Origin of the sequence: Sphingobacterium humi, from assembly GCF_009768885.1 — a bacterium.
Classification (GTDB): Bacteria; Bacteroidota; Bacteroidia; order Sphingobacteriales; family Sphingobacteriaceae; genus Sphingobacterium; species Sphingobacterium humi.
On record NZ_WSQA01000008.1, the window covers coordinates 156621 to 170598 of the forward strand.

The window sequence follows — 13978 nt, forward strand, 5'->3', positions numbered from 1 at the left end:
AATAGACATTATATCGGTAAATGCTATATTTGTTTTATCAATACTGTTGTATTCTTGAGGTTAATCTACATAGTCATCGTTTTTCTGTTTGGAATTTTCCATGCCCATGGACAAAATATACCAAGGGTAGGCACGCCCTATGTCCAACAATACAACAAATCTACCTACCATGCCGGCAATCAAAACTGGGGAATAGCAGTAAGTACAGAAGGGTTTATCTATGTCGCCAATACCGATGGCCTCTTGAGTTACGATGGGCAGGAATGGAAACTCCATCAAACCAAAAATCAAAAAAGCCTCCGAAGTGTGCATGTCGACCGTGATAACCGTATTTTTGTAGGTGGCGCAGGTGAATTCGGCTTTTGGAAAAGAGGACGTTTTGGGAAAATGGAATACAGCAACCTGTCGGCCTTGGTGAAAGACCAAAACGCCCTAAAAAACGATGAAATATGGCGTATAACCCGTGTGGGCGATCAAATCTTCTTCCATGCCTTCTCCAAATGCTATATCTATCAGCACAACGAAATAAAAACCTTAACAGCAAACGGCGAACCTTTCCTCTTTAACTTTAATGTGGAAGGGCGGATGTTCTTTGAACAATTACCATCCGGCTTGTTTGAACTCGTCCAAGGAAAGTTGGCGAAAGTAAAAGATGCCGATCTGCTGCGTGGTAAAAACATCCTAGGGATGCTTCCTTTTAAAGAGGAGCAGATTCTGATCGCTACGGCAAAACATGGATTATTCCTCATGGATAAACTAGGCAACATTAAACCCTGGGAAACGCAAGTTCAACAACAACTTAGTCGCTATCAAATAAACAATGCCTTAAGCCTATTCGGCGATCAATATGCCTTTGGAACCATTCAAAACGGGGTGTATATTATCAATGGAGAGGGTGAATTGGTGCAACAAATCAACAAAAACAACGGCCTGCAAAACAACACCGTCTTAAGTATGGCGCTGGATAAGCAAGCCAACCTCTGGGTCGGTCTTGATAATGGAGTCGACCGCATTGACATTAACAGCCCACTCTATTATTACGCCGATCTTACCGGTAAAATCGGCACAGTTTATACGGCCATTATCTTTAATAAAAAGGTATACTTGGGCAGCAATCAAGGTTTATTCGTCAGCGATTGGAATGGTATAGACCATTTCAAAGCCCTAGATTTTACGATTATTCCAAATTCTCAAGGACAGGTCTGGCAATTGGTCAACATGAATGGGCAGCTGGTTTGTGGTCATAACAATGGTACATTTTTAGTAAACGGCCATAGCTTGGAACAAATTTCCTGGACTACAGGCGCTTGGAGTTTCCTGCACTTCCAACAGGCAGGCTATTGGTTACAAGGAAATTATACCGGCATCGGCTTGATGGAAGAGCAACCCAAGGCTCGCTTTCTTAAACAATTTGAGCAAATCAAGGTGCCTATCCGTTCCATGCTGCAGCGTAATGCCCAAGAGTTTTGGTTAACCAATAGCCAAAACGTTTATATCATGCGCCTGGGTGATGATTTACAGCAGGTGCAGCAGATCGATCCCGTACAAACCGGCCTGCCGCAAAACACAAATATACATGGGGTGTTCAACCTGGCCAATAACATTGTTTTTGCGACAGATTCTGGCTTCTATCAGTACGATAATATCGTCAATAGCTTTAAGCCCTATCAAGAGCTAAACAAGCAGCTTAAAAGCTTCCAAAACGCCAATAAAATAATCCCCCTATCCAATAAAGAATACTGGTTTATTAAGAAATCGCATATTGCCAAAGTGGAACTACTGAACGAAGGCAAGGTGAAAATTGACTCTTCCTCCTGGAATTCCTTACGTGGTAAAATGATGAACCATTATGAGTATATCTTTAATGTAGACGAAAAGATAAGCCTGATAGGCATGGATAATGGATTCGCTCTTTACTTTAATCAACATGGGCAAAATAGCAGTATACCAAAACCTTATATAAGTCAAGTTTGGAACACCACGAAAGATCCTATCGCTATTTACGAGGAGCTACAGCTCCCTTATCGGGAAAATAATATACGGATTGCCTATGCCAGCCCCTGGTTTGCTTCCTCCAATATCCGGTATCAATATTGGTTGGAGGGCTATACCGATAGCTGGTCAAATTGGGAAGAGGTTGCCTTTAAGGATTTCACGAATCTTCCCTACGGCGATTACACCTTCCATGTTCGGGCCCTGGGACCCAATGGGCAACAATCAGAAATCAGTTCGCTGCCCATGCTTATCCATCCGCCCTGGTACCTGCATTGGATCGCCATCCTCGGCTACCTCCTCATCCTGGGCGCATTGTTCTACTTAGGTAAACGTCTTTATGACAAACGCTTGGAAGAACAACAAATCGTACTGCGCAAAAAGATGCTTGCCGATCAGGAAGCCCGCCTGGCCAAAGAAGCCGAGATGAACGAGCGAAAACTCATGGCATTAAAAAATGATCAATTGGAACAGGAATTAGCCATTAAAAACCGAGAACTGGCCAATGCTGCTATGAATATTGTGTATAAAAATGAAATGCTCAATAACCTGCACCACGAATTAACCAATTTAAACGATGCACAAGGCAATAAACTGAGCCATGAACAATTGCGTCGGGTAAATAAACTAATCGATGAAGCTCACTCCGATGACCGGGATTGGGATCTATTTGAAAAAAGTTTCAATGAAGCCCATGAAAACTTCTTCAAGAAATTAAAACTCGATTATCCGAGCCTGGTGCCTAATGACCTTAAACTCTGTGCTTATCTACGCTTGAATATGTCGAGCAAGGAGATTGCATCCCTCCTCAATATCAGTACCCGTGGCGTAGAAATCAGACGCTATCGCCTGCGTAAAAAACTGAACCTACCAACGGAGAAAAACCTGACGGAGTTTCTATTGGAACTTTAAGTAAAGCCTGAAGGTATAGAAAACCCCAAAATAAACTACATCATTACCTCACATCCTACTAAGTGTATTTTATACACATTCATTTATTTTTGCTGTAGTCCATCCCCTTACTAAAGCGCACAAAAACAAGAAGATACCTTCCCTTATTAACCCATCTGAGCAGTCTATTTCAGCCTGTAGTAGTTATGTATAATGTAATTATTTCCTTTTCAAACTTATACATCACATCTTTGTTAAAGGAAAGAAATAACCACGCATTAATTAAGCTAATAAATCCACCTATTGATATACAGCATGAAGATACATTCGCTCCTTTCAGTTACCCTCCTAATCAGCAGTTTCAGTATGCAATCTTGCCAGGTTAAAAAAGACCAGCAAGCCGAGCAACGTGTGCTTCGCGATGATGCCTTGCTGCAGGAGAATGATAGCCTATTAACGAAAATCCAAAAACAAACCTTTCAATACTTCTGGGAAGGTGCCGAACCGATCACCGGATTGGCACGCGAAAGAATACATATGGATGATGTGTATCCGCAGGACGATAAAAACGTGATTACAACCGGCGGCAGTGGCTTTGGGTTAATGAGTATGGTGGTTGGTATGGAACGTGGCTTTATCGGCAAAGGCGAAGGGGAAGAACGCTTACACCGGGTGCTGGATTACCTGACCCGCATTCCTCGATTTGAAGGCGCTTGGGCCCATTGGTATCATGGAAATGTGGGTGAGGTGAAAGCCTTTAGTGAAAAAGACAATGGTGGCGATATTGTAGAAACTGCCTTCTTAGCACAAGGACTACTTGTTGTGCGTGAATATTTTAAAAATGGAAACGATTCCCAACGCGAAATTGCTCGCAAAGCCGACAGTTTATGGCGTGGTATCAATTGGAAGCATTATACCAATGGTCAGAACGTTTTGTTTTGGCATTGGAGCCCTGTCCATCAATTTGGAATGAACCATGCTATCCAAGGTTATGATGAATGCCTAATTACCTATGTATTGGCAGCCTCTTCTCCTACGCATGCTATCGATACAGCCGTTTACAACCAGGGCTGGGCTAGAAACGGAAAAATAAAAACTTCCATCCAAAAATACGGCATCCCTACGGAAGTAAAGCATAATGCCGCCGAAGGTGCTGTAGGCCCCCTGTTCTGGGCGCATTACTCCTTTCTGGGCTTAGACCCGCGCGGATTAAAAGACCGTTATGTATCCTATGAAGACGCCGTTGTTAATCATGCCCGCATTCATGTAGCCTATAGCCAAGAGAATCCGCAAGGATTTAAAGGCTACGGTCCTGATAAAGGTTGGGGCTGGACCGCCAGTTATTCCATCAATGGTTATGATGCGCACCATCCGGACAATGATAAATCTGTCATTAGCCCCACTGCTGCGTTATCATCCATTGCTTATACCCCGAAAGAAAGCATCCAATTTGCCAAATATCTGTTTCAAGGACTAGGCGATAAAGTTTGGGGGAAATATGGCTTTTACGATGCCTATAGCGAAACTGCAGACTGGTATCCACAACGTTATTTAGCCATCGATCAAGGCCCTATTGTGGTGATGATCGAAAATTACCGCACCGCATTGATCTGGGATCTATTTATGGGCGCACCAGAAATTAGATTAGGGCTGAAAAAACTAGGCTTTCAAAGCCCGCACTTAAAATAAAATCAGGGTCGCCGCATGGCGATCGCTGACTTATTGATTTATTAAACCCCCTTTGTCATGAAATTATTCAAGCATATCCTGTGCTCGAGCCTCCTCCTTATGGGCTTTGGTAGCCAGGCACAACAGGCATCCATGGATGGATTTATTACCGAGCTGCTCGGCAAAATGACCCTGGAAGAAAAAATAGGCCAATTGAACCTGGTTACAGGTGGTGAAGCTACCACCGGTTCGGTGGTTTCGACGGATGTAGAAGCCAAAATTAAAGCCGGCCAGATCGGCGGAATCTTTTCCATGAGTTCCCCGGCTAAAATTCGGAAAGCACAGGAACTCGCTGTTCAACATTCCCGTTTAAAAATCCCGATTATCTTTGGCATGGACGTTATCCATGGTTATAAAACGGTATTCCCCATTCCCTTAGGCTTGGCCGCCACTTGGGACATGCCCTTGATTCAACAAACCGCACGCGTCTCCGCTATTGAAGCGAGTGCCGATGGCATCAATTGGACTTTCTCGCCCATGGTTGATATCTCCAGAGATCCACGTTGGGGTCGAATTTCGGAAGGAAGTGGCGAAGACACCTACCTAACCTCCCGCATTGCCCAAGAAATGGTATGGGGCTACCAAGGAAAAGACCTCAGCCAACCCAATACCCTCTTGGCCTGTGTCAAGCATTTTGCCCTGTATGGCGCAGGGGAAGCCGGTCGCGACTATAACAGCACCGATATGAGCTTGCACCGCATGTATAACGAATACCTGCCGCCCTATAAAGCGGCATTAGACGCTGGTGCCTTATCGGTGATGACCTCCTTTAACGATATCAACGGCGTACCGGCCACTGCCAACCGCTGGCTATTAACCGATTTGCTGCGTCAAGATTGGGGATTTAATGGACTGGTTGTCACCGATTATACCGCTGTCAATGAATTGATAGACCATGGATTAGGCGATCTGCAACAGGTTTCCGCCCTTTCCTTAAATGCTGGTGTAGATATGGATATGGTGGGTGAAGGCTTCTTGACCACACTAAAACAATCCTTAGAGCAGGGCAAGGTCAATATGGAAGCGATAGATCGGGCCTGCCGCTATGTGCTGGAGGCAAAATACCGCTTAGGTCTATTTGCCGATCCATACCGCTATTGCAATGAGGAACGTGCAAAAAAAGAGATTTTCACGCCGGAACATCGCGCATTAGCCCGAAAAGCCGCCGCCAAATCTTTTGTTCTCTTAAAAAATGAAAGCCAAACCCTGCCCTTGAAAAAGCAAGGCACGGTCGCTGTCATCGGCCCCTTAGCCAATACCGGTGCAAATATGCCGGGAACTTGGTCTGTCAGTGCCGACCATGCAAATACCCAAACTCTAGTTGAAGGGATGAAAGAAGTATTGGGCAAGCAAGTGAACATTACGAGCCATCTGGGTGCAAACCTCAGCGATGATGCGGCCCTGCAAGAACGTTCCACCATGTTTGGCAGAACTATTCCACGCGATGATCGCGATCCGCAGCTCCTAATCGAGGAAGCCTTACAGCTGGCGCAATCTGCCGATGTAATTGTGGCAGCCTTAGGAGAAAGCTCTGAAATGTCGGGGGAAAGCTCCAGCCGCACAGACTTAAATATCCCGGCAAGCCAACGTCGCTTATTGGAGGCCTTATTGAAAACCGGCAAACCGGTGGTATTGGTATTGTTTACGGGTCGCCCCTTAACGCTAAGCTGGGAAGATCAGCATGTACCCGCCATATTAAATGTTTGGTTTGGCGGAACAGAAACTGGCAAAGCCGTAGCCGATGTATTATTTGGCGATGTGAACCCAAGTGGAAAGCTCCCTGCCACCTTCCCACAGAACGTAGGACAAATTCCTTTATACTATGCGCATAAAAACACAGGCCGCCCCTTAGCCGAGGGAACCTGGTTCCAAAAGTTCCGGTCTAACTACTTGGATGTAAGCAATGAGCCCCTCTACCCCTTCGGATTCGGCTTAAGCTACAGCAAATTTGACTATAGCGGGCTGAAGCTTAGCCATCCCGAATTGAACAGTGAGGGAAGCCTGGAAGTTCAAGTGGATGTAACAAACAGCGGAAATTACGATGGCGAGGAAGTGGTGCAACTCTATATCCGAGATATGGTCGGCTCTGTCACCCGCCCGGTAAAAGAACTTAAAAACTTCCAAAAGGTCTTTTTGAAAAAAGGAGAAAGCAAGAGAGTGAAATTTAACATCACCGTTGAAGACCTTAAATTCTATGATCAACAGCTGAAGCATATCGCTGAACCCGGAGATTTTAAAGTCTTCATCGGCGGAAATTCGAGAGATGTATTAAGCGGAGACTTTAAGCTTATTAATTAGCTTCGAAAAAGCCTCTGTTATTAATTTTAGCAGAGGCTTTTTTTAAGCTTTTCATTGCCTATTACAAGCCCATTGCAAAGGGGTGTGAAAGGGGTTTGAAAGGGAAGTGAAAAGGGAGAGAAAAGGGAGAGAGTTAGACAAGTGCTTTCATCGTGATCTGCCATTGTTTTGTCATGGTGCTGTCATGGTGAGCGGAGTCGAACCACGAACCATGAACGACTGGTACGTCAGTGCAATCTTTCATCTTTAACATGCTTATCAACAACATATTATTTTAATATAGCATTGCAAGTTTTTATGATGAACGGCTTTGTTATTAACTGTTTGTTGCGCTGTTATATTTGTTAAAGTAATGAATTATATTTTTTTTATTAATAGATTGTTAATCAGTAAATGTATGTGTGTATCACCTGTACTGACGTACCAGTCGTTCGACTCCGCTCACGATGACAGCACCATGACAAAACGTACCGAAGGGTAAATCACCTCCCTCCATCAAAATCACTTCCCCCCGCCTTTTCACATTCAAAATTATTCTATATTTATATTATGATAAAAATGGTCTATTTCGCTGCATTTTGGATGTGCCAGATTGGTTCAACCATTATCTTTAAATACGGGGGTATTTACCCGAAGCATCAATGGAAAGCACTTGTTGCGGGGAATATTATTATTCTGTCAGCGAGTTGGTTTTTGGTTCAGCTGTTTAAAACGGTGCCACAGCCGGTGGTGATTGCCTTGGGCTCGGGGGGCACGTTTTTGTCAGTGCAAATTGCCATGGCCTTATGGTTCCGACAGCCCCTCAGCTGGATGCAGATTCTTGGCTCCTTGGTATTGATCCTAGGCATGGTGATGGTGACCTTCGGCGGAAAAGAATCGATAAATTCTTAAAAAGAAACCTATGGAAAATTTGGAAGTATGGATGCGTGGCCCTGTTCCGGAGGTGCCCGACTTATTACAGCCGGTAGCCCATGTCTTGCTGCAAATTCTGGAAGACCTGGATCGGCAATTAACGGCTGAAGATGATACCTTGCTGTGGGTAAAACCATTTGGGATGGCCTCGGTAGGCTTTCACCTCTTACATATGCGAGGGGTCATTGACCGCATGTTTACCTATGGACGGGAGGAATCGCTTACTGAAAATCAATTTGAGTACCTGGAACAAGAAACCATGAAACATGAGGAACTTGGGGTCGATGAATTGCTAGAAGCCCTTTCCTACCAGGTGGAGCAAGCGATTGAGCAATTAAAGCATAGCTCAGCAGCAGCATTGACAGCTACGCGGTACTTGGGGAGAAAGCGTATTCCGACGACCTTAATGGGTTTACTTTTTCATGCCGCCGAGCATGCGCAGCGCCATTATGGGCAGTTATTAGTAACGATTCATTGTGTTCGCGCCTTACAGCAGCAACGGTCGATACATTAATTCCCCTATGCGGGAAGCTCTAGGATACTTTGATCGACAACGGCGAAGATTCGTGCCTCTTGATGTGCCGGAAGGATATGGAGACCGGTATATTTACCGAAAGCGGGCAAGGTAAGCAGTTGTTTCTGCAAATGGAAACAGGGCAAACGAAAAGTTTGTCGGCCAGCCGTTTGAATGACACAGCCGGGATGTACATGCCCCACAATATTGATTAAATGCCCATCTAGCCCGACTATAGGCTCATGTGAAAGTAGGATACCTTCGGGTAATAGGATGTGATCTGTAAGTTTTAATCCGGCCCGATGCCAGTCTTCATCGTTCAAAATATCATGATTGCCAACCGTCAGGCTAAAGCTGATCCCTGTTTTACCTTGCAGGTATTGACAGAAAAGATGCCAATCGGAATTGAGTTTGGAATGAAAGAGGTCGCCAAGAAAAACAACCTGTTTCACAGGTATTTCATTCAAAATCGCATCTAAGCGCGCGAGTTCTTCTTGAATGGCCGGTGCCGGCACAAAAAGACCTTCGGCGCGGAAATGCTTCAACTTTCCTAAATGCCAGTCGGAAACCAGCAGCATCTGATATTTAGCAATATAGAAAGCACGTTGCGGCAATAAATAACATTCCAACCCATTTAGCTCCAGTCGCTTAGCCATCTAATAATTGCAGTTTTAATTTTTCTAATCTACTTTGCCAGTCTTCATTGCTATACCGCTCCCGGAAAGATTCGGAAAAGATAGGGAATGAAAAAGGTGTCAAGCGATCCAATTGTCGGAAAATGATCTTATGGTTGGCAATGCGTTCAAAAGCTTTTATTAACCTCCCCTCCTCCAATTGAAAATCAAACACCTCATCATAGGCTTCCCGCAAAAGTAAGTTGTTCGGTTCATATTCAGAAAAGACAGAAAAGAAAAGTCCGGCATTTGCTTGCAGATGCTTGCTTTTCATCTGCTTGCCGGGGAACCCTTGAAACACCAAGCCTGCAATGCCGGCGATATCGCGAAAGCGCCGGCGCGCCATTTCCTGCACATTGATGCCCGAATTAATATCCTGATGTAAGTTTTTAGGGGAAAATAGCGTTTTAAGAAGCTTTTCATCCAAAACATAGGCGGTATCACTGAGCAATTCAATGCCATATTCATTGCTGGCAATGCTAAAGCTTGCAGGTTTAATTTCACCCAAGCGGTAAGCAATCACCTGCGCCATGCCTTCATGAATCAGCTTGCCATCAAAGGGGTATATAAAAAGGTGATGGCCATATTTGGTTTCAATATATTCTACCAAGAGTTCATCCTCCTTGGGCAGGCCTGAAATTCGCGCTTGTTCTTGAAACAAAGGCTGTAGAAATCGTATTTCAGGACTTGTCGACCGGGTTTGCTGAATACTTTTAAAACTATGGCGAATGGCGATTCCTAAATCGGGAGATATGGCAAAACGCCCCCCCATCCAGGAAGGCACCACGCCTTTCTTCTTTTGGCTAGGGCGTACGATAGCATCATTCCCCAACACCTGCAATAACTCCAGTTGTCGGCCTGAAAACCAGAATACATCCCCAACATTCAATTTGGAAATAAAAGATTCCTCAATAGAACCCAGGTATTTGCCGGAGAGAAACTTGACCCGCATCATCAGATCGGAAACGATGGCCCCAATGGATAAGCGATGGCGCATGGCTAATTTACGAGAGGTGACCTTATACAGGCCATCGATCAATTCCAGGCGATGGAAATCATCATAGGCCTGCAAGCTTGAGCCGCCATGTAGCAATAAGGCCATGCAATCATCAAACTCCGCCCGGCTCATGGATTCAAAACAATGCGTCGTCAGGACTTCCTGAAAGATTTGGTTGGGTTCAAAACCATCGCCAACCGCCAAGGTCATCAGGTATTGCACCAACACATCAAAAGATCGGATATAAGGGATCCGCTGTTCCACAATCCCCTCTTTTACGGCATACTTCAAGGAATCGCCTTCTATAATCTCCAAGGAGTTGGTGGGTACATAATAGATGACCGAGGTTTCGTTGGGGCGATGTCCGGAGCGCCCTGCGCGTTGCAAAAAGCGGGCGACACCCTTTGGCGACCCGATCTGGATGACGCAGTCTACCGGCCTGAAATCGACGCCTAAGTCGAGGCTGCTGGTACATACCACAGCTTTTAGTCGGGCTTCATGCAGGGCTTCTTCCACCCAGAGGCGTACCTCATCGCTTAAGGAGCCATGGTGTATGGCTAGCAGGCCCGCAAATTCGGGGTATTGGCTGATGAGCTGCTGGTACCAAATTTCAGCTTGCGAGCGTGTATTAGTGAAAATAAGCGTGGTTTGGTATTGATTGATGATATCCACCACCTTATCCAGCAGGCGGATTCCGAGGTGCCCTGCCCAGGGGAATTTCTCCAGGGTATCTGGCAGCACGGTTTTGATATCGATTTTTTTATGAATATCCGCTTTGATGAGCACCCCATCATTATGTATTCCCAATAAGATCGTTTTGGCCGCGGCCAGGTTTCCGATCGTTGCCGAAATACCCCATATCTTTAATTCGGGATTAATAGCTTTTAAGCGACTTAGCGCCAATTCGATTAATACCCCGCGTTTCGAGCCTAACAGTTCATGCCATTCATCCACAACAATAAATTCCAATTGCTTGAAGTAGGCCTGCCCCTCTTTAGTGGCCAAGAGGAGGTGTACACTCTCGGGCGTTGTAATTAAAGCCTGCGGTGGGTTTTTGCGTTGTTTTTGTCGATTGGCGGTGCTGGTATCCCCAGTGCGGAGTTCGATGTGGTAATCGAGTTCTAAATCATTAGAAACACCCTCGGTTACCCGATGTATTTCTTTGGAGAGCGCCCGCAGCGGCGTAATCCATAAGGCGTGGAGCCCTTTTTTACGCTGTTTGGCGAGTTTTTCTTGATAGGCTGCCGTATAATACTGTTGGATAAGGCCAAACCAGATGGCGAAAGTTTTTCCATAACCAGTAGGTGCATTGAGAATACCCGATTGCCCTTTGGCGATGGCTTGCCAACAGGCCTCCTGGAAAGGATGCGGTTGCCAACCCTGATTAAAAAACCATACCGATGCTAACTCGTTTTTCATAGACGCTATATGCATTCAAAATAAAGAGAATATTACCGAATCCCTAACAATTGGGGGATTTATTTGTTGTTTGTTAAAACAAATAGATTATGGAAAAGATTAAAGTGGGCCTGTTGGTCGGTAGTTTAAGAAAAGAATCCTTCAATCGGAAAACAGCGAAATATTTAATGGAAATTGCGCCGGAGGGCTATAGCTTGGAGTTGGTAGAAATAGGGCAACTCCCCTTTTATAACGAAGATAGCGAAGGCGATGCCTTGCCCGCCAGTTATGCAGACTTCCGCAAACAAATTGAAGGGTTTGACGCCTTTATTTTTGTGACCCCGGAATACAACAGATCACTGCCGGCGGTTCTTAAGAATGCAATAGATGTGGCCTCGCGGCCCTATGGCAAATCGAAATGGGGCGGCAAACCCGGCGCCGTCATCAGCGTATCCATCGGTGCTATCGGTGGCTTTGGTGCCAACCATCATTTACGGCAATCCTTGGTATTTGTGGATGTGCCGACGATGGCACAACCGGAGGCCTATATTGGCAACGCAGCAAAGCTTTTTGATGAACAAGGGAAGCTTATAAATGAAGACACCCAGAAATTCCTGAAAGGATTTATGGGTGCTTTTGAAAAATGGGTGGCCCGATTTGTGAAAAAATAGGCTATTTGAATTCGATTTGTCCGAAGAATGCCGGTTGATGGAAATTCGGGGTCGGCGAATCAATGGCGTTCCAAGCAATGAAATGCGGCTGCGGTAAGCCGTCGCCACATTTATAGAAATTCGCATAGGCAGTTGTTCCTTCAAGTTCCGAAGCTTGTTTTTGAAACAAGGCTATAGGGATTTGCAGGACTTGCTGCCATTGTTTTTTACCTTGAATGGTTTGTACGGCGCTAAAGGTTTGTATGCGGAGGATATCGGCCGCTGGTAGCCTATTGCGATCCGCTTTAACCGATCTTCCATAGCCGATTAGCCCTACCCCCAATACATTGAACTCGATGTTATAATAGGTTTCTCGATTATCGAAAGACACAAAAAATTCAACACAGCTGTCTTCCCATACGTTTTCGTTAGGACGGATATACTGTCCTTTCACATATTCTTCCTGCACCTCAAAATGCAGCAGGATATCGTCTTGCGTATAGGCAATTTGAAACTTTACCGTTGGCACATAGGGATATTCTTGTTGCCAAGGAGCAACGGCAATAGCCTGCCAGTTTAAACCTGCTAAGGCTTTTGCCCATTCGGCATAGGTCAATAGGTGGTCCTGCTGGGGTAATTTTTCAATGGCTAGGGTTTTCATGCTATTCTTTTGTTTTTAAATTCTCAGCTAAGATATCCAATAATTGCTGATGATGCGTTTCTAACTCCTGCACTAATTTCAATTGGGCCTTCGTGCGCACCAAGTTATGCAAAGGATAGGCAATTTTATAGTAGGTATCCCCATCGATATAGTCCGTTAAGAAGCGTACAGCCTGCATATAGGGCAATAAATGTACCCCGTAAATCAAGGATTCAATTTCATTATCGGTCAAGAATTCCTTGGCCTCGGCCAGGTAGCCTGCGGTAAAGGCTTCAAATAAAGGGATGTTCAATACGATTTTAGACACATCGGCTTCATCTTCTGCCGCCGAATTGATGATCGTGCGTATAGCATCGCCAAAGTCATAGGCTACATAGCCCGGCATCACGGTATCTAAATCGATTACACATTGTACCTTATCGTCCTTATCTAATAAGACATTGTTGAATTTGGTGTCGTTATGAGTGATACGTAAAGGCAATTGGTTGGCGCGGCCCATTTCGAGGATACGACGCATTTTTTCTTCGCGTTCAAAGATGTAATCCAACAGGTCCTGCACTTCTGCCACGCGATTTACGGCGTTCTTGGCGATGGCATTCCGCAGGTTCGTCATGCGGAATTCGATGTTATGAAAATTCGGCAAGACCTCCACGATGCTGCTTGGGTCTAAATCGCTGAGCTGCTTTTGGAATTCGCCAAAGGCAAGTCCACCGGAATAAGCCTGATCGGTGGTTTCCAGGATATCGTAGCTGCGGGTATCGGGAATGAGGATAAAAATCCGCCAGTAATCACCTTGGGGATCCTGGTAGTAATTTTTACCATCGAGGGTTGGAATCAGGGTCATGGTGCGTTTGCTGACTTCCTGTTCTCCCAAATGCGCGAGTTTATTTTTTAGATGGCGGCAGACCTTATCGATATTGTCCATCAGCCCGTCGACATTGCGAAAGACATGATGGTTGATGCGTTGTAATAAATATAGATGGCCATGCGCACCATCGGTTACAATTTTAAAAGTATCGTTGATATGTCCGGAACCAAAAGGTACCGAGGATACAATGGTTCCGTCGATTTGAAATTGCTGGGCTGAGGAAATGCTGTTTGTTATTTTATGCTCTGACATGAGATTAAAATCATTCATAATTCTAAGTACGTTAATGCAATATCTACTTATTCAGCCAATAAATAAAATAATATTTTCAATCAAACGGTTGCACAAAACATAGATACTCACTTATATTTTGTATTTTAGGACAGCTAAAGCGA

General features: G+C 44.9%; 10 protein-coding genes. 6 read left to right on the forward strand and 4 right to left on the reverse strand.

Going from position 1 to position 13978, the window contains the following annotated elements:
- The first annotated feature begins 54 nt into the window (after positions 1–54).
- The 5 genes from GQF63_RS12080 (at position 55) to GQF63_RS12100 (ending at position 8335) form a co-directional block, all read left to right on the forward strand.
- Positions 55–2904: a ligand-binding sensor domain-containing protein gene (locus tag GQF63_RS12080; RefSeq protein ID WP_160369489.1), complete on the forward strand. Its 2850-nt coding sequence runs from the start codon at positions 55–57 to the stop codon at positions 2902–2904.
- A 294-nt stretch (positions 2905–3198) separates the two neighbouring features.
- Positions 3199–4572, forward strand: a complete 1374-nt coding sequence (locus tag GQF63_RS12085) for a glucoamylase family protein (RefSeq protein WP_160369490.1) — start codon at positions 3199–3201, stop codon at positions 4570–4572.
- 99 nt (positions 4573–4671) lie between these two features.
- Entirely contained in the window at positions 4672–6909 is a 2238-nt protein-coding gene (bglX, locus tag GQF63_RS12090; RefSeq protein ID WP_246163510.1) for a beta-glucosidase BglX, read from the forward strand.
- 549 nt (positions 6910–7458) lie between these two features.
- Positions 7459–7800 carry a hypothetical protein gene (locus GQF63_RS12095; RefSeq protein ID WP_212592560.1) on the forward strand — a complete coding sequence of 114 codons (342 nt, stop codon included), beginning with the start codon at positions 7459–7461 and terminating at the stop codon, positions 7798–7800.
- Positions 7801–7810: 10 nt separating this feature from the next.
- Complete coding sequence (locus GQF63_RS12100; protein ID WP_160369492.1) at positions 7811–8335, forward strand: DinB family protein; 525 nt, start codon at positions 7811–7813, stop codon at positions 8333–8335.
- Between the two features lie 5 nt (positions 8336–8340).
- On the opposite strand, the gene pdeM is transcribed toward GQF63_RS12100, so the two are convergent.
- Both pdeM and GQF63_RS12110 read right to left on the reverse strand, forming a co-directional pair.
- Positions 8341–8991 (reverse strand): ligase-associated DNA damage response endonuclease PdeM, encoded by a 651-nt coding sequence (gene pdeM, locus GQF63_RS12105; protein ID WP_160369493.1) that lies wholly within the window; start codon positions 8989–8991, stop codon positions 8341–8343.
- Entirely contained in the window at positions 8984–11425 is a 2442-nt protein-coding gene (locus GQF63_RS12110; protein ID WP_160369494.1) for a ligase-associated DNA damage response DEXH box helicase, read from the reverse strand. The genes pdeM and GQF63_RS12110 overlap by 8 nt, the downstream gene beginning before the upstream one ends.
- A gap of 89 nt (positions 11426–11514) precedes the next feature.
- Between GQF63_RS12110 and GQF63_RS12115 the strand changes: the two genes are divergently transcribed.
- Positions 11515–12075 carry an NADPH-dependent FMN reductase gene (locus GQF63_RS12115; protein WP_160369495.1) on the forward strand — a complete coding sequence of 187 codons (561 nt, stop codon included), beginning with the start codon at positions 11515–11517 and terminating at the stop codon, positions 12073–12075.
- A gap of 1 nt (position 12076) precedes the next feature.
- On the opposite strand, the gene GQF63_RS12120 is transcribed toward GQF63_RS12115, so the two are convergent.
- Both GQF63_RS12120 and GQF63_RS12125 read right to left on the reverse strand, forming a co-directional pair.
- The gene (locus GQF63_RS12120) at positions 12077–12715 is read right to left on the reverse strand and encodes a carbohydrate-binding family 9-like protein (protein ID WP_160369496.1); all 639 of its coding nucleotides are present in this window, start codon (positions 12713–12715) and stop codon (positions 12077–12079) included.
- A gap of 1 nt (position 12716) precedes the next feature.
- Complete coding sequence (locus GQF63_RS12125) at positions 12717–13853, reverse strand: phosphotransferase enzyme family protein (protein ID WP_160369497.1); 1137 nt, start codon at positions 13851–13853, stop codon at positions 12717–12719.
- Between the last annotated feature and the right edge of the window lie 125 nt (positions 13854–13978).